The organism is Streptomyces sp. B3I8 (assembly GCF_030816915.1).
Classification (GTDB): Bacteria; Actinomycetota; Actinomycetes; order Streptomycetales; family Streptomycetaceae; genus Streptomyces.
On the sequence record NZ_JAUSYN010000002.1, the window covers coordinates 943,150 to 962,500 of the forward strand.

General features: G+C 69.7%; 15 protein-coding genes, 2 rRNA genes and 1 riboswitch (1 of these 18 cut by a window edge). Of the genes, 3 read left to right on the forward strand and 14 right to left on the reverse strand.

Annotated features, from left to right (window positions below):
- Window positions 1–35: 35 nt before the first annotated feature.
- Window positions 36–1,556, reverse strand: coding sequence for a glutamate--cysteine ligase (locus tag QFZ64_RS06465; protein WP_307063246.1), 1,521 nt, complete (start codon window positions 1,554–1,556; stop codon window positions 36–38).
- A gap of 649 nt (window positions 1,557–2,205) precedes the next feature.
- Here QFZ64_RS06465 and QFZ64_RS06470 point away from each other — a divergent pair.
- Window positions 2,206–2,823, forward strand: coding sequence for a hypothetical protein (locus QFZ64_RS06470; RefSeq protein ID WP_307063248.1), 618 nt, complete (start codon window positions 2,206–2,208; stop codon window positions 2,821–2,823).
- Window positions 2,824–3,252: 429 nt separating this feature from the next.
- Window positions 3,253–3,450 (forward strand): DUF5999 family protein, encoded by a 198-nt coding sequence (locus QFZ64_RS06475; RefSeq protein WP_307063250.1) that lies wholly within the window; start codon window positions 3,253–3,255, stop codon window positions 3,448–3,450.
- Between the two features lie 82 nt (window positions 3,451–3,532).
- On the opposite strand, the gene gcvP is transcribed toward QFZ64_RS06475, so the two are convergent.
- The gene (gcvP, locus tag QFZ64_RS06480; protein ID WP_307063253.1) at window positions 3,533–6,418 is read right to left on the reverse strand and encodes an aminomethyl-transferring glycine dehydrogenase; all 2,886 of its coding nucleotides are present in this window, start codon (window positions 6,416–6,418) and stop codon (window positions 3,533–3,535) included.
- Between the two features lie 180 nt (window positions 6,419–6,598).
- Window positions 6,599–6,695, reverse strand: a riboswitch (glycine riboswitch).
- A 113-nt stretch (window positions 6,696–6,808) separates the two neighbouring features.
- Here gcvP and QFZ64_RS06485 point away from each other — a divergent pair.
- A complete protein-coding gene (locus tag QFZ64_RS06485; RefSeq protein WP_307063256.1) occupies window positions 6,809–7,246 on the forward strand; it encodes a PRC-barrel domain-containing protein in 438 nt (145 codons plus the stop codon).
- Window positions 7,247–7,321: 75 nt separating this feature from the next.
- Here QFZ64_RS06485 and QFZ64_RS06490 read toward each other — a convergent pair whose 3' ends face one another.
- The 12 genes from QFZ64_RS06490 to QFZ64_RS06545 form a co-directional block, all read right to left on the reverse strand.
- Window positions 7,322–8,812, reverse strand: a complete 1,491-nt coding sequence (locus QFZ64_RS06490; RefSeq protein WP_307063258.1) for a DNA polymerase IV — start codon at window positions 8,810–8,812, stop codon at window positions 7,322–7,324.
- 156 nt (window positions 8,813–8,968) lie between these two features.
- Complete coding sequence (locus QFZ64_RS06495; protein ID WP_307063260.1) at window positions 8,969–9,640, reverse strand: MerR family transcriptional regulator; 672 nt, start codon at window positions 9,638–9,640, stop codon at window positions 8,969–8,971.
- Between the two features lie 250 nt (window positions 9,641–9,890).
- On the reverse strand, window positions 9,891–10,364 hold the full coding sequence (locus tag QFZ64_RS06500; protein ID WP_307063262.1) for a bifunctional nuclease family protein: 474 nt from the start codon (window positions 10,362–10,364) through the stop codon (window positions 9,891–9,893).
- Window positions 10,365–10,490: 126 nt separating this feature from the next.
- A complete protein-coding gene (locus QFZ64_RS06505; protein WP_307063263.1) occupies window positions 10,491–11,246 on the reverse strand; it encodes a MerR family transcriptional regulator in 756 nt (251 codons plus the stop codon).
- 43 nt (window positions 11,247–11,289) lie between these two features.
- Window positions 11,290–12,246, reverse strand: a complete 957-nt coding sequence (locus QFZ64_RS06510) for an FHA domain-containing protein (RefSeq protein WP_307063265.1) — start codon at window positions 12,244–12,246, stop codon at window positions 11,290–11,292.
- 61 nt (window positions 12,247–12,307) lie between these two features.
- Window positions 12,308–13,303 carry a DUF881 domain-containing protein gene (locus tag QFZ64_RS06515; RefSeq protein WP_307063267.1) on the reverse strand — a complete coding sequence of 332 codons (996 nt, stop codon included), beginning with the start codon at window positions 13,301–13,303 and terminating at the stop codon, window positions 12,308–12,310.
- A 5-nt stretch (window positions 13,304–13,308) separates the two neighbouring features.
- On the reverse strand, window positions 13,309–13,641 hold the full coding sequence (locus QFZ64_RS06520) for a small basic family protein (RefSeq protein ID WP_006144114.1): 333 nt from the start codon (window positions 13,639–13,641) through the stop codon (window positions 13,309–13,311).
- Entirely contained in the window at window positions 13,638–14,543 is a 906-nt protein-coding gene (locus QFZ64_RS06525; RefSeq protein ID WP_373430561.1) for a DUF881 domain-containing protein, read from the reverse strand. Before QFZ64_RS06525 ends, QFZ64_RS06520 begins: the two co-directional genes overlap by 4 nt.
- A gap of 134 nt (window positions 14,544–14,677) precedes the next feature.
- Window positions 14,678–17,173: a mannose-1-phosphate guanyltransferase gene (locus tag QFZ64_RS06530; RefSeq protein ID WP_307063277.1), complete on the reverse strand. Its 2,496-nt coding sequence runs from the start codon at window positions 17,171–17,173 to the stop codon at window positions 14,678–14,680.
- Window positions 17,174–17,286: 113 nt separating this feature from the next.
- Window positions 17,287–17,895 (reverse strand): CDP-alcohol phosphatidyltransferase family protein, encoded by a 609-nt coding sequence (locus QFZ64_RS06535; protein WP_307063279.1) that lies wholly within the window; start codon window positions 17,893–17,895, stop codon window positions 17,287–17,289.
- A 206-nt stretch (window positions 17,896–18,101) separates the two neighbouring features.
- Window positions 18,102–18,218: ribosomal RNA gene (gene rrf / locus QFZ64_RS06540) — 5S ribosomal RNA — on the reverse strand.
- An 89-nt stretch (window positions 18,219–18,307) separates the two neighbouring features.
- Window positions 18,308–19,351: ribosomal RNA gene (locus tag QFZ64_RS06545) — 23S ribosomal RNA — on the reverse strand (it continues 2,083 nt past the right edge of the window).

A 19,351-nucleotide genomic window follows, 5' to 3' on the forward strand; every position in this document is an offset into this window, starting at 1 on the left:
GCGGGTCCCGGTGGGCGACGAGCCCGGGGCGGCGCTCAGCTTCCCAGCGGGACCGGTTCCGGCAGCCCCACGGGCCAGCCGTGCACCGGCTCCCCCGTCAGCATCAGTTCCCGGTACCGCCGTGTCATCGCCGCCAGCGCCGCGTCCCGGCTCAGGCCCTTCTCCAGGCCCCGGTGGAACGTCTCGGCCTGCCAGCGCGCCCCGTTGGTCCGTCGCCGGCACCGTTCCTCGACGACGCCGAGGTACAGGTCCCGGTCGGCGGGCTCCACGCCCCACGCGTCCAGGCCTGCCGCCGCGAGCGGCAGGAGTTCGTCGCGGACGAGGGTGACCGCGTCGACCTCCGCGACCCCGCCCAGGCGGCCGCGCCGGGGCCATCGCAGCCGGGCGTCGATGCCGTACCGGCAGGCCGCCTCGAAGTTGCCGGCCGCGGCCTCGAAGGGCAGCTTCGTCCACACCGGCCGCGTCTCCTCGGCGAGCGCGCGGACGAGGCCGTAGTAGAAGGCCGCGTTGGCGACGACGTCGATCACGGTCGGCCCGGCGGGCAGCACCCGGTTCTCCACCCTCAGGTGCGGGACGCCGTCCACCACCTCGTACACCGGGCGGTTCCAGCGGTAGATGGTGCCGTTGTGCAGGACGAGCTCGGAGAGCTTGGGAGTGCCGCCCTCGTCCAGGACGCGCAGCGGGTCCTCGTCGTCGCAGATCGGCAGCAGCGCGGGGTAGTAGCGCAGATTCTCCTCGAACAGGTCGTACGCGGAGTCGATCCACCGCTCCCCGAACCAGGTCCGCGGCCGCACGCCCTGGGCCTGCAGTTCCGGCGGGCGGGTGTCGGTGGACTGCTCGAACAGCGGCGGCCGCGACTCGCGCCACAGCTCGTGCCCGAACAGGAAGGGCGCGTTGGCGCCGACGGCGATCTGCACCGCGCTGACCGCCTGGGCCGCGTTCCACACGTCGGCGAACCGGTCGGGCGTCACCTGCAGATGCAGCTGCACGGAGGTGCAGGCGGCCTCCGGGGCGATGGAGCGGGAGGTGCAGACCAACCGCTCCACGCCGTCGATGTCGAGCTTGAAGTCCTCACCGCGCGCGGCGACGATCTGATCGTTGAGCAGGGTGTAGCGGTCGACGTCGGAGAGGTTCGACGACACCAGGTCGTCCCGGTCGAGCGTCGGCAGAATGCCGATCATCACGATTCCCGCGTCGAGTTCGCCGGCTTTCCGGTCCGCGTAGGCGAGTGACGTACGCAACTCCTCGGCGAGCCGGTCGAATACGCGCTCCCCCAGCCGGTGTGGCGCGATGTTGACTTCCAGATTGAACATGGCGAGTTCTGTCTGGAAATCGCGGCTGGCAATCCTTTCCAAGACTTGTGCATTCATCATGCGCGGCTGTCCGCCGCCGTCGACGAGATTGAGCTCGATCTCCAGGCCCATCAGGTTCCTGGGGCGGTCGAAACGCTTCTCCTCCAGCAGTCGCGCCAGCCCCGTCAAACAGTCCCGGAGCTTGTCGCGATACCGGTGACGATCCGACAGGTCGAACGGCCCTGCCACGACCTTCTCCCCCATCGAAGTGTCCCTCCTCTGATGGGCAGGCCGAGAGTACGGCCGCTGTTGTCATGGGTCACGGGGGATGATGCCCCCGCCAGGCGATCGATAACGTCCCGGTCCGGGAAGTCCGGGACGGCGCACCGCGCATCGTGCGTCCCGTCCCGCTCATGGCCCACTCCTTCGAATACCCCTTCACACGAAGGTCCGTCCCGCTACGCTGGAGCGGTGGTCCGGTGGCACATTCAGGGGGCATGACGCGGTAAGCGGTTCCGGTTCTCAACCGTCTCTCGCTTCTCGTGAAAAACGCCGACGAGATTCGGCCGACCCCTTCCGCCGCGTATTACAAGGTCAGCACCCGGGTACCCACTCAGGACCGGGACAAACCAGCGCTTATTCGCGACCGAATGGTCTCTTGTTGTTGATGGCGGCAACGTCTAGCCGAAACATTGACCAAACACGCGTCGTATAAAATTCGCGGACGAGGCAGAGAGTTGACGTTCGTGGTCCCCGCCCTGTCGTCACAGCGCCGTTCACTTTTCGTGGTCCGGCGCCGTCAGCCGTCCGGGCGCCGGCACCGTCACCTCTGACCCCGAGAGCTGACAGCGTCGTCCGCACGCCCACCCACGCCTGCGCGCCACCGTGCCTGTCGAATGAGAGGCGACCCACCATGCCGCTGCACGTCCCCCCGGCTCCCGCCCCCGCCCTGCGCTCCGTCCTGACGGCACTCGGTTCCCCGACCGCGGTCCGTGAGGCGCGCACTCCCTCACTGCGTGCCGCCCCGGGCCCCGTCACGCCCCACCTGCCGCTTCCGGTACACGTCCTGGAGCGCGACACCGCCGCGGGTGCCGCCACCAGGCTCGCCGGATGGCGGTTCCTCATCCGCAGCGGCGACCGGGCGGTGGCCGCCGCGGAAACCATGCTGACGCCCGACGGCTGGGCCTTCTCGCACTTCTTCGAGGGCCCCTACATCGCCTCCACCGAACTCGCGCTGCGGCAGGCCGACGCGGTGGCGCAGCCGTTCCAGCCCCGGCTGCTGTCCGTGCCGGAGCTGTACATGCTCACGCTGTGGCTGCACGGCGACTGCACGGCCGACGGGGCGGGCGGCGCCCCGCTCGCCACCGATCTGCTGGTGCCGCTCGCCCCCGCGCCCCCCGGCATCGCCGCGTACCGCCCGTACCGGGCGGCCGATCTGCTTGCGGTGCTCAGCCTCCGCGCGACCCCGGCGCCGCTGCTCGGTCCCCCCGACCCCGTGGGCCCGGCCCACGCCGACTCACCCGCCGCCTGAACGACGCGACCCCGTCCCTCCCGTGCCCCCACGGGAGGGACGGGTTGTTCTCTGTCACGGACGAGGCGTCCGCGAACACGTGTCGCACACGTCGCGACACACTAGGTACAGACCTGCGCTCAATCGGGCCCACCCTCGCTCGTTAGAGGGAAAACTGCTGGTCAGTCCGGCTGTGACTAGCCTGTTCCGACCATCGCCAACCATCCGAACTGACGGTACTGTCAGGCTGAACCGCCCGCGCGAGTGATGCGTCTACAACCTGTGAGAAGCGGTGCCGCGAAATCCCTGCGGAACGAAGCCCGCAGGGCAACACTGGGTCCGAGCAACACACTTCGCCAACGGGGGGCGGCCATGAACGACGCATCGAGCCGCGGGGCAGAACCGACACGCACCACACACGTCACGACAGAGCGAAAGATCCCCTTGACCATGTGCCAGCACCAACCACCGTGTCCGACCGCCGAATCCGCCGACCGGGAGTCCGCCCGTCTCGTGGCGCACCACCCCGAACAGGGCTGGAGCCTGCTGTGCAACGGCGTTCTGCTCTTCGAGGACACCGGTGAGCTCCTGCCGGACGGCAGGGTCATCGCCCCGCACCGCGGCGGCAGGCTGATGACGGCCGTCTGAGCCGACACGGCGTACGACGGAGTACGAAGGGGCCGGCCGGGAGAACGCTCCCGGACCGGCCCCGACGCGTGTCCGCGGACGGCTACTGCGCGTAGGCGTCCAGCGGCGGGCAGGAGCAGACCAGGTTCCGGTCGCCGTACGCCTGGTCGATCCGGCGCACCGGCGGCCAGTACTTGTCCGCGGCCGTCACCCCGGCCGGGAACACCGCCTCCTCGCGGCTGTAGGCGTGGTCCCACTCGCCGCCGAGCGCGGCGGCGGTGTGCGGGGCGTTCCGCAGCGGGTTGTCGTCGGCGGGCCACTCGCCCGCGCCGACCTTCTCGATCTCCGCGCGGATCGCGATCATCGCCTCGCAGAACCGGTCGAGTTCGTTCACGTCCTCGGACTCGGTCGGCTCGATCATCAGCGTCCCGGCCACCGGGAACGACATCGTCGGTGCGTGGAACCCGTAGTCGATCAGGCGCTTGGCGACGTCGTCCACACTCACGCCGGTGGCCTTGGTCAGCGGCCGCAGGTCGATGATGCACTCGTGCGCGACCAGCCCGCCGGGGCCGGTGTACAGCACCGGGAAGTGCGGCTCCAGACGCTTGGCGATGTAGTTGGCGGACAGCACGGCCACCTGCGTGGCGCGCTTGAGGCCCTCGCCGCCCATGAGCCGGACGTACGCCCAGGAGATCGGCAGGATGCCGGCGGAGCCCCAGGGAGCCGCCGAGACCGGGCCGACACCCGTCTCCGGTCCGGCAGCGGGCTGCAGCGGGTGGTTGGGCAGGTACGGCGCCAGGTGGTCACGGACGGCCACCGGCCCGACGCCGGGACCGCCGCCGCCGTGCGGGATGCAGAACGTCTTGTGCAGGTTGAGGTGGGAGACGTCGCCGCCGAAGTACCCGGGCTTGGCCAGCCCGACCAGGGCGTTGAGGTTGGCGCCGTCGACATAGACCTGGCCGCCCGCGTCGTGCACGGCGGCGCAGATGTCGGCGACGTGCTCCTCGAACACGCCGTGCGTCGACGGGTAGGTGATCATCAGGACGGCCAGTTCGTCCCGGTGCTTCTCGATCTTCGCGCGCAGGTCCTCGGCGTCGACCTCGCCGTCCTCCGCCGTCTTCACCACGACGACCTTCATCCCGGCCATGACCGCGCTGGCGGCGTTGGTGCCGTGCGCGGAGGACGGGATCAGGCAGACCGTACGCCGCTCGTCGCCGTTGGCCCGGTGGTAGCCGCGCACCGCGAGCAGCCCGGCCAGCTCGCCCTGGGAGCCCGCGTTGGGCTGCAGGGAGACCTTGTCGTAGCCGGTGACCTCGGCGAGCCGCTCCTCCAGCTCACGGATGAGGGTGAGGTAGCCCTGCACCTGCTCGGCCGGGGCGAAGGGGTGGAGCTGCCCGAACTCGGGCCAGGTGACCGGTTCCATCTCGGTGGTCGCGTTGAGCTTCATGGTGCAGGAGCCCAGCGGGATCATGCCGCGGTCCAGCGCGTAGTCGCGGTCGGCGAGCCGGCGCAGATAGCGCAGCATCGCGGTCTCGGAACGGTGCTGGTGGAAGACGGGGTGGGTGAGGACCTCGTCGGTGCGCAGCAGCGTCTGCGGCAGCGTGTCGTCGGTGGCCGCGTCCAGCGCCTCGATGTCGGCCTCGACGCCGAACGCGCCCCACACCGCGCCGAGCGCGGCCCGCGTGGTGGTCTCGGCGCAGGACAGCGAGACGTGGTCGGCGTCGATCCGGTGCAGGTTGACCCCGTTGTCCCGGGCGGCGGCGACCACCTCGGCGGCCCGGCCGGGAACGCGGACGGTCAGCGTGTCGAAGTAGGCGCCGTGGACGACCTCGACACCGCCCGCGGTGAGCCCGGCGGCGAGGATCGCGGCGTAGCGGTGGGTGCGCCGGGCGATGGTGCGCAGCCCCTCGGCACCGTGGTAGACGGCGTACATGCCGGCCATCACCGCGAGCAGCACCTGGGCGGTGCAGATGTTGCTGGTCGCCTTCTCGCGGCGGATGTGCTGCTCCCGCGTCTGCAGGGCGAGCCGGTACGCCTTGTCGCCGTCGGCGTCCACGGAGACGCCCACGAGGCGGCCGGGCAGGCTGCGCGCGAACTTCTCGCCGACCGCCATGTAACCGGCGTGCGGCCCGCCGAAGCCCATGGGGACGCCGAAGCGCTGGGTGGTGCCCACCGCGATGTCGGCGCCGAGCTCACCGGGCGAGGTGAGCAGCGTGAGCGCGAGCAGGTCGGCGGCGACGGTGACGAGCGCGCCGAGCTCGTGCGCCTGCGTGATGACGGAGCGCAGGTCACGTACAGCGCCGGAGGCGCCCGGGTACTGAAGGAGGACACCGTTGATGTCCCACTCGGCGATCCCGGCCGGGATGCCGTCGCTCAGATCGGCGACGACGACCTCGACACCGGTCGGCTCCGCCCGGGTGCGCAGGACGGCGACGGTCTGCGGGAGCGTGTCCGCGTCGACCAGGAACAGGCCGTCCTTGTTGCGGCCCATGCGCCGGGACAGCGCCATCGCCTCGGCCGCCGCGGTGCCCTCGTCGAGGAGTGAGGCGCCGGAGGTCGGCAGGCCGGTGAGGTCGGCGACCACGGTCTGGAAGTTGAGCAGCGCCTCCAGCCGGCCCTGCGAGATCTCCGGCTGGTACGGGGTGTACGCGGTGTACCAGGCGGGGTTCTCCATGACGTTGCGCAGGATCACCGGAGGCGTGAACGTGCCGTAGTAGCCCAGGCCGATCATGGAGGTGAGCACCTGGTTGCGGTCGGCGAGGCCGCGCAGCTCGGCCAGTACCTCCGCCTCGGTGCGGGCATCGGGCAGTTCCAGCGCCTCGGCGTTCTTGATCACGTCGGGCACGGCGGCGGCGGTCAGCTCGTCGAGCGAGCCGTAGCCGACCTGGGCGAGCATCTTCGCGCGGGCCCCGGCGTCGGGGCCGATGTGACGCTGTTCGAACGGGATGCCCTGTTCGAGCTGGACGAGCGGAGTGCGGTGGGCGGTCATTGCGGAGGCCTCCTGGTCTGGCGCGACCTTCGTGGGGCACCCCATCGCGGGTACCCCGGCGGCCTCCCCCTCTGTCATCCGGACCTGAGAGCTTCGCCGGCCGGCCCTGCACGGGCGCGGCGACTTTCACCGTCGGTGAGAGCGGACACCGTCGATACCCGCTCTGCTTTCCAGAGTGACCTCGTCCGCGCGGTACGGGTGCCTGAGAGATTCCGGGGAGGATTTGCTCCTTCGGCGCCCCCGGACTGTGTCCGGGAGACTCTCCCGCGCGGGGTCGACGGCCGTACACCAGCCTACCAGCGGGTCTTTCGGCGTGGCTTTCGAGTAGCCGCCGCCCGGAACATGCCGAATCGTGGTGTTTCCGACACGTACAGCGAGGAGGGACGGACCGTGCAGACCGACATCGATCCGCGCAATCTGATCGGCCGCAAGGCGTTCGACCGCAAGGGCGTCAAGATCGGCACGATCGACGAGGTCTACCTGAACGACGCCACGGGGCTCCCGGAGTGGGCGGCCATACGCACCGGCCTGTTCTCCCGGGACGCCTTCGTGCCGCTGGCCCCCAGCGAACTGGAGGGCGGCGGCCTGCGGGTTCCCTTCGAGCGCTCGCTGATCAGGGACGCCCCGGACTTCGGCGTCGGCCGCCACCTCTCCCCCGAACAGGAGCTGCAGCTCTACCGCCACTACGGGCTCGACGTGGCCGCTTCTCCCCCGGCCCCGGATCACTCGTTCGGCCGAGTGGCGGGGCGCGGCGACACCGCCGGGGTCGCCGACGCACCGGCCTCCTCGACGACGGACGAACTCGCGGGCACGGACGAGATGTCCTGACCCGGCTCACCACCGGTACGGCGTGCCTCGGCCTCGGGACGGTGCGCGCCGTCCCCGGGACGGTGCGTCCGCGCCTCATCCGCGAGGGGCGGCACCGGGCCCGTGCGCGCCGCCACTGCCCGCGGCCGGGTGGGCGTCTCCCGGAGCGGGCGGGGACGTCAGGGGCAGCGGGTCGGCCGGCCGGAGGTCGGGGTCGTCCGCCCGGTAGGTGCGCACCCTGCCGGGCGACGACTGCGGTGTCTCGAAACGCACGGTCACCCGCCCCAGCCCGCTCCCCTGCACCCACCCGGGCCCGAACTCGGCATGCGTGACGTCCTGTCCGGCCCGCCAGTGCCGCTCGGCCGCCGCGGCCGGCTCCCCGGGGCCCGCCCCACCGGCGTCCTGCCCGGCGGCCACTCCGTACGCTCCCGGCGGCTCCTTCGGACCGGGCCCGTCGGGCCGTCTCCCCTGTCCCGCCTCCTCCGGCGGCTCCACGGCGGCCCGCCCGGTCTCGAGGCGGGCCTGCGCGAACAGGTCCTCCTGCGTGTAGTCGGCGAGCCCGCTGACCCCGACGCCGAGCAGCCGGACCCCGCCGGTGGTGTCCACCGACTCCAGCAGCCGCCCGGCCGCCTCACGCACCACCACCGGGTCGTCCGTGGGACCGAGCAGGGTCTCGGAGCGGGTCAGCGTCGAGAAGTCGTATCTGCGTACCTTCAGCACGATGGTGCGCCCCGACAGCCCCGCCTCGCGCAGCCGTCGTACGCAGCGTTCGGCGAGCCGCGTCACCTCGGTGCGGACCCGTACCCGGTCGTGGATGTCCACGTCGTAGGTGTCCTCCACGGAGACCGACTTGGTGTCCCGCTCGGCCACCACCGGCCGTTCGTCACGCGCGAGCGCCATGGCGTACAGCCCCTGCCCGTGCGCCTTGCCCAGCAGCCGGACCAGCTCCGCCTCGCCCGCCTCGGCGATCTCCCCGACCGTGGTGATCCCGGCCCGCCTCAGATGGTCCCCGGTGGCCGGTCCTACGCCGGGCAGTGTGCGCACGGACATCGGGCCGAGCAGTTCCCGCTCGGTGCCCGGCCGGATCACCACCAGGCCGTCCGGCTTGGCCTGCTCGGAGCCGATCTTGGCGAGCATCTTGGACGCGGCCAGGCCCACCGAACCGGTCAGCCCGGTGACCGCCTTGATGTCCGCACGCAGTTTCGCTCCGGTCAGCCGCGCCGACTCCTCGTCCCGGGCGACCCCTCCGGCCTCCAGGTCGACGAAGGCCTCGTCCAGGCTGAGCGGCTCGACCAGGGGTGACAGAGCCCGCAGCAGCGCCATGACCTGGTCACTGATGGCACGGTAGAAGCCGAAGCGGGGCACCAGGTAGGCGGCGTGCGGGGCGAGCCGCCGAGCCTGCCCCATGGGCATCGCCGAGTGCACCCCGAAGACCCGTGCCTCGTAGGACGCCGTGGCCACCACCCCGCGCGGCCCCAGACCACCCACGACGACGGCCTTTCCACGCAGGCTGGGTTTGGATGCCTGCTCCGCCGAGGCGTAGAAGGCATCCATGTCGAGATGCAGGATCGTGGGCGCGCTTCGCACACCACCGATGCTGCACCACACCACTGACAATGCGACGAGGCGCCCCGTCCAGGGGCGCCGATCCGCCGGGAAACCACGGGACGTGCGCGCCGGTGCGGCGTCCCCGTGCCGCGAACCGCTCGGTTCCGGCACCGCGGACCGCCCGCCCCCGGTACCTCAGACCGCCCGGTTCCGGCGCCGCGCCAGCTCGTCCGACGGGTGCGCCCCGACGAGCGTCTCGCCCGTGTCGACGCGCTCGCCGTGCAGCTGGGACAACGCGCCCTCGACGTCCCGCCAGACCACGCCCACGGCGATGCCGAAGATGCCCTGCCCGCCCTGGAGCAGCGCGTGCACCTCGTCGGGAGAGGTGCACTCGTAGACCGTCGCGCCGTCGCTCATCAGCGTCACGCGTTCGAGGTCCCGCAGACCCTGCTCCCGCAGGTGCTGGACGGCCGTGCGGATGTTCTGCAGGGAGACCCCGGTGTCGAGGAAACGTTTGACGATCTTCAGGACGACGACGTCGCGGAAGCTGTACAGCCGCTGGGTGCCCGAACCGTGCGCGGGCCGCACGCTGGGCTCGACGAGGCCGGTCCGGGCCCAGTAGTCGAGCTGGCGGTAGGTGATCCCGGCGGCCGCGCAGGCCGTGGGCCCCCGGTAGCCGATCTGCTCGGCCGGGTCGGCCTGACCGGTGGTGCCGGCCGGGGCGCCGGGGAGGGGCCGGCCGTGCGGCATCGGCACCGGGCGCGACGACACGGGGCCGGGCGCGTCGGCGCGAAGCACATACCGGCTGCTGTCCCCCGGGATGCGTCCGGGGGCACCCCCAGCCGTACCGTCGCCGCTGCTTCTCACGCCGACCTCCGTCCTTGACCTGCCTCCCGACGGTAGGCAGTCACCAGGGGTGCGTCAACGATCGCCACACTCGGCACGCCGAGTGATAATCACCCTGGGAGTGGTTTGCCGTGCCCTTCCGAGGGGAAAGGCTAGCCGAATGCCCTTTTGCGCCTCTCGTGCGCCGTCATGCGCCCCCTGTGCGCGGGCGCCGGCCGGGCCGTCGCCCAGGCGGAAGGTTCCACGGAACGAGCCGGCGAGGCCGACGCTCTCACTGGCTGCTGGTGCCGAAGTCCTCGGGCGAGATCTGGTCGAGGAACTCGCGGAACTTCTCGACCTCGTCCTCCTGCTCGTCCGGGATCGCGATGCCCGCGTCGTCCAGCACACCGTCGCTCCCGTAGATCGGGGTCCCGGTGCGCAGCGCCAGCGCTATGGCGTCGGACGGCCGCGCGCTCACCTCGACCCCGCTGGCGAACACCAATTCCGCGTAGAAGACGCCGTCCCGCAGATCCGTGATGCGCACCTCCGTGAGCTCCTGGTCGAGGGCTTCCAGCACGTCCTTGAACAGGTCATGGGTCAGCGGCCGCGCGGGGGCCATGCCCTGCTGGGCGAAGGCGATGGCCGTCGCCTCCCCGGGGCCGATCCAGATGGGGAGGTAGCGGTCGCCCCCCACTTCACGCAGGAGCACGATCGGCTGGTTGGAGGGCATCTCGACCCGGACACCTACGACATCGAGCTCGTTCACACAGCAACCCTAGGCCGAGGGCGGGACGTTTGGGTAGTCGAGGCGGGATCGGGGCGGGTATCCGCCCTCGGCGAACAGCGCGCGGTGACACCGCTCACGGCGGGCTCACGGGGGCTCACGGCGGACTCACGGCAGTCGTACGCCCAGTGCCGTCTGCACCAGCGCGGCATGGAGTCTCACCGCGAGATGGGCGAGCTCCTTCGTACGGGCCTCCGCGTGCGCCCGCGTCTGCGGGTTGCGGTGGCGGCGCAGCGGGGCCACCACCTGATCGACCAGCCCGGCCTCCCGGTCGGCGGCCGCCTTCATCACCCTCAGATGCCGCGGCTCGATGCCGAACCGGCCCAACTCCACCACCAGAGTGGCCACGGTGGCGGCCTCGGCGTCGTACGTGCCGTCCGGCAGCGGCGCGAGCAGGCCGTACGACTCCCACTCCGCGAGCTGCTCCTCCGGTATCCCGGCGGCGGTGAGCAGCTCCTCGCGGCCGAGCCGGGCGGCGGCGGTCGGTTCCGGCTCGGCGAGCAGGTCCTCCAGGCGCTCCCCGCCGGCCGTCTCGTGCGGCCGGCCCGGGAAGGGGATGCGGACCTCCTCGCCGCGTTCCCTGGCGTCGAGGTGCTCACGGATGACCTTGAGCGGCAGGTAGTGGTCCCGCTGCATCCGCAGGACGTGCCCGAGGCGTTCGACGTCACCGGCGGTGAACTTGCGGTACCCGGACGGGGTCCGCTGCGGCTCGACGAGCCCTTCCGCCTCCAGGAAGCGGATCTTGGAGACGGTGACCTCGGGGAACTCCTCGCGCAGCACGTTCAGCACCGTGCCGATGCTCATCAGCCCGCGGTCCGCGGCGGCGGTGCCGCCGCCGGCACCGCCACTCGGTGTGTGAGGCATGGGCCTTCCCCGGTCTCTCCCCGGGCCCGGGGCCCGGGGAGGCTCAGATGCCCCGCTGGCTCGCGTAGAAGACCAGCCGGTACTTGCCGATCTGCACCTCGTCGCCGTTGGCGAGCGCGACCTGGTCGATCCGCTCACGGTTGACGTAGGTGCCGTTGAGGCTGCCGACGTCGGCGACCGTGAACGTGCCCTCCGGCGTGCGGCGGAACTCCACGTGGCGGCGTGAGACCGTCACGTCGTCCAGAAAGATGTCGCTCTGCGGATGGCGACCCGCCGTGGTCAGCTCACTGTCGAGCAGGAAGCGGCTGCCCGAGTTGGGCCCCCGGCGCACCACCAGCAGCGCCGAGCCGAGCGGCAGCGCGTCGACCGCTGCCTGCGCCTCGGGCGACAGCATCGGCATCTGCGTCTGGCCGGTGGTCTCGGAGTCGTACGCCTCCAGACCGGAGATGGAGATCGTGGACGTCGTCTCCGACGGACGCTCCGGCACCGCGCCGGCGCGCAGCGGCGCGCCGCAGTTGGAGCAGAAGCGACTGTTCTCCGCGTTGCGGTTGCCGCACCTCGAACACACCAGGGCCGACATGGACGGATCCTCCTGACGCGGCTGCCCACCAGGGGCTTGGGACGCGTACGGGTCGGAGCCGAACCCTCCACCCGCACCCGAGGTCGACGGATCCCCGAAACCTATGCGTCCGGAACCGGCAGGGTCAACAGACGACGCGCCCTGACCTCCCGAAACACCGCCGCCCTGGCCCGCGACCTGGTCGCGGAAGAGCGGACGCTCGGCTTCCTGCGGCTGTGCGCGATGACGGGCGGTGGCGTTTCCGCTGCCCTCTCGCGCGCTCTTGCCGAACAACTTCGCAAACAACTTCACGGGCGATTCCCCTTGACCGAAACAGACCCGCCCGTGGGGCAGGACGAACCCTGATTGAACACACCGGTCGACCCGGACATCCTCACAACGTCCGTATCCACCAGACAGTTTCCACCACGCACCCGCCATTCGGTGCGCCGACCCCCCGCAAGCTCATGCCCTCGCCACACGCTCCCCATGCGCCCCCGCCTCACTGGGAGGACGACCGAGCGTAGTCAGGACGCTTCGCGGCTCGCAAGGCGTCCACGACGATCTTCGTCGAACGCTCCACGGTGACCGTGGCCTGCTCCTTCTCCAGGGTCTGCACCACGCCTCCGGGGATGTTGAGCGCCGGCTCGAGGTCCTGCGGCTTGCCGATGACCTTGAAACGATAGGGAGCGTTGATCTTGTTCCCGTCGACGGCGATCCCCTTGCCCGAGTTCGTGAGGTAGGTGCCGGCGACCACCCGGACGTCGTCGACCTGGATGGCCTCCGCGCCCGCCGCGCGCAGCTCCTGGATCGCGTCGAGCAGCATGTCCGCCTCGACCCTCCCCTTCGTGTCCTGGACGGTCATCGTGATGCCGGGTCCCTGTGCGGCCACGGTGCCCGCCAGGATGCCGAGCTGCTTCTCCTTCTCGGCCGTCTGCTTGCGCGCCTCCTCCGCCTGGTCCGAGCTGTTCTCCAGCTCGGTCCGCTGGTCCTCGAGCCCCTGCTTCTCGTCCTCAAGACGCTGCGTGCGGTCGTCGAGTTCATCGAGGATACGGACCAGGTCCTCCTGGCGGGCGCCGCGCAACGCGCTGTCGCTGTCGCTGTTGGAGGCGACCTGGACGGCGAGACCGAAGCCGAGGCCGAACAGGAGCAGCGCCACGATGAGTTGCGCGCGGGTCAGGCGCGGCGGCCAGATGCCCTTGAGCAGCCGCTGACGGCCCGTCAACGACGGTGCGGTTCCGTCGCCCCCGCGCTTGTCGGGTACCGGCGGCCGCGGTGCGGTCCGGGGCGGGGCGTACCGCGGCTGCCCGGTCCCGGCCGGTGCGGCGCGGATCTCCTGGGGCAGCTCCGCGCGCAGGCGGTGCGGGGCGACACCGGGGGCGTCGCGCGGCGCGCCGTTCCCGGCGTCGGGCCCGTTGTCGCCCTTGGCGCCGCGGTCGCTGTCGCGGCTCGCGTCGCCGGTGTTCCTGTTGTCGTCGTTGTCGCTGTCGTCGCGCATCGGCCTCACGCCCGGAAGACGTGCCGGCGGATCGCGGCGGCGTTGGAGAAGATGCGGATGCCCAGGACGACCACGACGCCCGTGGAGAGCTGCGCCCCGACGCCCAGCTTGTCGCCCAGGAAGACGATCAACGCGGCGACGACCACGTTCGACAGGAACGAAACCACGAAGACCTTGTCGTCGAAGATGCCGTCGAGCATGGCCCGTAGCCCGCCGAACACGGCGTCCAGCGCGGCGACGACCGCGATCGGAAGATACGGCTCGACGGCCACGGGCACCTCGGGCCGGACCAACAGGCCGGCCACGACTCCCACGACGAGGCCCAGTACGGCGATCACGATGTGCCCTTCCCGGTGTTCTCGGTGCTCGGTTCAGCTGTTCGTACGATCACGCTCGGCGCGGCCGGCAGCCGCAGGTCGGTCTGCGTGGAGATGGCCGTGCGGATGTCGTAGTTCTCCTGCAGGGCATGCAGATACAGTCCGTCGGCGCTGTCCTGGAACCTGCGGCTCAGCCGCGCGCCGTCCCCCACCGCGAGCACCGTGTACGGCGGCACCAGCGGCCTGTTGTCGACAAGTATGGCGTCCCCGGCCGCCCTGATCGCCGAAAGGGCGGTCAGGCGCTGCCCGTTGATGGCGACGGCCTCCGCGCCCGACTGCCACAGCCCGTTGACCACGCGCTGCAGGTCGCGGTCGCGCAGACGGCCGGTGTCGGAGAAGCCGGCCGTCTGGCGCGGGTCGCCGTTGCCGCCGCCACCGGACGCCTCCTTGGCGTCGTTGACGACGAGCTTGACGCCGGGGCCGTGGACCTCGACGGCACCGGACAGGATGCCCACCAGGTCGGCTCCGTCGCCCCCGTCGGACTTGAGGGCCTGCCGCTGCCGGTCGCCCACGTCGTCCCGCAGGGCGTCGACCTTGGTCTCCAGCTTGTCCGCGGCCGCGGTCTCACGGTCGATGCGGTCGATGAGCTCCTGGCGTTCCTTGGCCACCGTGGGGGCCGTGACCCGGGCCTGGGCCGCGCCGACGGTCACCACCAGCGCGGCGAGGACGAGTCCGGCCGCGAGGCCGAACCGGGCCCGTACCGTTTTCGGCATGCCGCCCGTGCCCTCGGTCCGCCTCCTGGCGGCCGCCTCCGCATAGCCGTCGTCGAGGCTGTGATCCATGACGTTGGTGAGCAACGACATGGAGGCGTCCGGACGCGTTGGACGCGTTACGGTCCGCCGAACGGGGGGTGACTGCGGCATGCCGCACATCGTCGCACGCCGTCCGCCATACCTCCGAATGGCCCCACCCGCGTGCCGGACAGGCCCTCTTGGGGGCACTTGTCCGGCACGCGGGTGTACGTGTGCGGTGGTCCTGGCTCACACCCTCCGGCGGGTCAGCGGCCCGCGCTGTCGACGATCGCCGACCACTCGTCGAGCAGCGCCTGCGCGGAGGCGTCGTCGGGGCCCTCCGCCCACAGGTGCGTGACCGCCTCGGCCGGGTCTGGCAGCACCATCACCCAGCGGCCGTCGCTCTCCACCACCCGCACACCGTCCGTGGTGTCCACGGAGCGGTCGCCGGCCGCCTCGACCACCCGGCGCATGACCAGGCCCTTGACGGCCCACGGTGTGGCCAGGTCACGCTTGAGGACGTGCGCCCGCGGGATGCGCGCGTCGATCTGGCTGAGCGTGAGCTGGGTACGGGCCACGAGTCCGATGAGCCGAACGAAGGCGGCCGCGCCGTCGAACACGCTGCTGAACTCCGGCACGATGAACGCGCCCCGGCCGTCGCCGCCGAAGATGGTCTGGTCCTCACGCCCGACCCTGGTGAGGTCGTCCGGCGAGGTCGTCGTCCACTCCACCTGCGTGCCGTGGTACGCGGCCACCTGCTCGGCGATCCGCGTGGTGGTCACCGGCAGCGCCACCCGCCCGCTGCGCCGCTCGGCGGCGACGAGGTCGAGCATCACCAGCAGGGCACGGTCGTCCTCGATGATGCGGCCCTTCTCGTCGACGAGGGAGAGCCGCTCGCCCACCGGGTCGAACCGCACACCGAACGCGGCCCGCGAGGAGGCCACGATCTCCCCGAGGCGCACCAGCCCGGAACGCCGCATGTCGGCGGTCTCGGTGGGCCGGGACTCGTCGAGGCCGGGGTTGATGGTCAGCGAGTCGACGCCGAGCTTGCCGAGCAGGCTGGGCAGCACCAGACCGGAGCTGCCGTTGGAGGCGTCCACGACGACCTTCAGCCCGGACTCGGCGATCCCGGTGGTGTCCACGTTCCGCAGCAGGGACCCGGTGTACGAGTCGAAGACGCTGGACGGGAAGTGCAGATCGCCGATCTCGCCGGGGAACGCCCGACGGTACTCCTGGCGCGCGAACACCCGGTCGAGCTTGCGCTGGCTCCCCTGGGAGAGGTCGGCGCCCTGACTGTCGAAGAACATGATGTCGACCGAGTCGGGCACCCCGGGCGTGGTCCGGATCATGATGCCGCCGGCGCTGCCTCGCGCGGTCTGCTGCCGGGCCACGGGCAGCGGCACGTTCTCCAGGTCGCGTACGTCGATGGCACTCGTCTGGAGCGCGGAGATGACGGCCCGCTTGAGCGCGCGGGCACCACGGGAGTGGTCGCGGGCCGTGGTGACGGTCGAGCCCTTCTTGAGAGTCGTCGCATAGGCGCCGGCCAGTCGCACGGCGAGTTCGGGGGTGATCTCCACGTTCAGGACGCCGGAGACGCCGCGCGCCCCGAAGAGATGGGCCTGCCCCCGGGACTCCCAGATCACCGACGTGTTGACGAAGGCGCCCGCCTCGATCGTCTTGAACGGGTAGACCCGCACATTGCCCTGAACGATCGATTCCTCACCGATCAGGCACTCGTCACCGATGACCGCGCCGTCCTCGATCCGCGCCGCCCGCATGATGTCGGTGTTCTTCCCGACCACGCAGCCGCGCAGATTGCTGTGCTGCCCGATGTAGACGTTGTCGTGGACGACCGCCTTGTGCAGGAAGGCGCCGCTCTTGACGACCACGTTGGACCCGACGACCGTGTGTTCCCTGATCTCGGCGCCGGCCTCGACCTTGGCGTAGTCACCGATGTACAGCGGGCCCCGCAGCTCGGCGTCGGGATGCACCTCGGCGCCCTCCGCCACCCAGACGCCGGGCGAGATCTCGAACCCGTCGAGTTCGACGTCGACCTTGCCCTCGAGTACGTCGGCCTGGGCCTTGACGTAGCTTTCGTGGGTGCCGACATCCTCCCAGTAGCCCTCGGCGACATAGCCGTAGATGGGCTTGCCTTCCTTCATCAGCTGCGGGAAGACGTCACCGGACCAGTCGACGGACACGTCGGCCTCGACGTAGTCGAAGACCTCCGGCTCCATGACGTAGATACCGGTGTTGACGGTGTCGGAGAACACCTGCCCCCAGGTCGGCTTCTCCAGGAAACGCTCGACCTTGCCTTCCTCGTCGACGATCGTGATGCCGAATTCCAGCGGGTTGGGCACACGCGTCAGACAGACGGTGACGAGCGCGCCCTTCTCCTTGTGGAAGTTGATCAGATCCGTGAGGTCGAAATCCGTCAGGGCGTCACCGGAGATGACGAGGAACGCGTCGTCCTTCAGAGCCTCTTCGGCGTTCTTCACGCTGCCCGCGGTTCCGAGGGGCTTCTCCTCGTTGGCATAGGTGAGCTCCATGCCGAGCTCTTCGCCGTCACCGAAATAGTTCTTGACCAAGGAGGCCAGGAACTGCACGGTGACTACGGTCTCATTCAGCCCATGCCTTTTGAGCAGCCGCAGCACATGCTCCATGATCGGGCGATTCGCCACGGGCAGGAGCGGCTTGGGCATGCTCGAGGTCATGGGGCGAAGGCGCGTGCCTTCGCCTCCGGCCATCACGACGGCCTTCATGTCGGAAGCGTCCTCCTCAAGAGACGACGGTTGGCCGACTTCACCCGTCCTGATTGTCCCGCACATTCACGACGCGGGCCAACGAGCCACCTCGGGCCGTACAACCGGAGAGCTCAATCGGCCATGGCGTCCGCACGGACAAGGCGGCGGACTTGAACCACGTAGAGGACTCCTGCCCACCAATACAGGGTTGTACCCCACCCTGCGAACGCCCATCCGAAAATGGCTGCCAGTGACGGGAGCCATCCGCTTCCGTCACTGAGCAGAAGCAGCGGGAACGCGTACATGAGGTTGAAGGTGGCCGCCTTGCCCAGGAAGTTCACCTGCGGCGGCGGGTAACCGTGTCGCCTGAGGATGCCGACCATGACCAGCAGAACGAGTTCCCGCGCCAACAGGACCAGGGTGAGCCAGAGTGGCAGGATCTCGCGCCAGGTGAGCCCGACGAGCGTCGACAGGATGTACAGACGGTCGGCCGCCGGGTCGAGGAGCCGGCCCAGGCTGCTGATCTGGTTCCAGCGCCTGGCCAGCTTGCCGTCCAGGTAGTCGCTGATACCGCTGAAGGCCAGCACGAGCAGCGCCCAGCCGTCACTCTCGGGGCCGCCGAACTCGGGCCGGAGGATCAGCCACAGGAAGAGCGGTACCCCGAGCAGTCGCGCCGCGCTGAGGATGTTCGGGATGGTGAGGACCCGGTCGGTCTGAACGCGGGTCTCCTGAACCTCCACCCGGGGGCCTCCTGAGGAAATGTGCCGACGATGCCACCTGACCATACCCGCCCGGATCGAACGGCGGAGCGGAGGGGTGCCGTGCCGAACGGCCGATGCGGCCGGCCCCGTCCCCCCGACCCGAAAACCGGGAAATGTGGGCATCCTCGAATGCCTCAAACGCAGAAAACCCCGCACCATGAGGTGCGGGGTTTCCCACAATAATTGTTCGGCGGTGTCCTACTCTCCCACAGGGTCCCCCCTGCAGTACCATCGGCGCTGTAAGGCTTAGCTTCCGGGTTCGAAATGTAACCGGGCGTTTCCCCTACGCTATGACCACCGAAACACTATGAAACACACAACCAGCAACCGGTGACCAAACACGGCCTGATCGTTCGTGGTTTCAGAACCAACACAGTGGACGCGAGCAACTGAGGACAAGCCCTCGGCCTATTAGTACCGGTCACCTCCACACCTCACGGTGCTTCCAGATCCGGCCTATCAACCCAGTCGTCTACTGGGAGCCTTACCCCATCAAGTGGGTGGGAGTCCTCATCTCGAAGCAGGCTTCCCGCTTAGATGCTTTCAGCGGTTATCCCTCCCGAACGTAGCCAACCAGCCATGCCCTTGGCAGAACAACTGGCACACCAGAGGTTCGTCCGTCCCGGTCCTCTCGTACTAGGGACAGCCCTTCTCAAGACTCCTACGCGCGCAGCGGATAGGGACCGAACTGTCTCACGACGTTCTAAACCCAGCTCGCGTACCGCTTTAATGGGCGAACAGCCCAACCCTTGGGACCGACTCCAGCCCCAGGATGCGACGAGCCGACATCGAGGTGCCAAACCATCCCGTCGATATGGACTCTTGGGGAAGATCAGCCTGTTATCCCCGGGGTACCTTTTATCCGTTGAGCGACGGCGCTTCCACAAGCCACCGCCGGATCACTAGTCCCGACTTTCGTCCCTGCTCGACCCGTCGGTCTCACAGTCAAGCTCCCTTGTGCACTTACACTCACCACCTGATTACCAACCAGGCTGAGGGAACCTTTGGGCGCCTCCGTTACCCTTTAGGAGGCAACCGCCCCAGTTAAACTACCCATCAGACACTGTCCCTGATCCGGATCACGGACCCAGGTTAGACATCCAGCACGACCAGACTGGTATTTCAACGACGACTCCACCCGAACTGGCGTCCGAGCTTCACAGTCTCCCAGCTATCCTACACAAGCCGAACCGAACACCAATATCAAACTGTAGTAAAGGTCCCGGGGTCTTTCCGTCCTGCTGCGCGAAACGAGCATCTTTACTCGTAGTGCAATTTCACCGGGCCTATGGTTGAGACAGTCGAGAAGTCGTTACGCCATTCGTGCAGGTCGGAACTTACCCGACAAGGAATTTCGCTACCTTAGGATGGTTATAGTTACCACCGCCGTTTACTGGCGCTTAAGTTCTCAGCTTCGCCACCCCGAAAGATGACT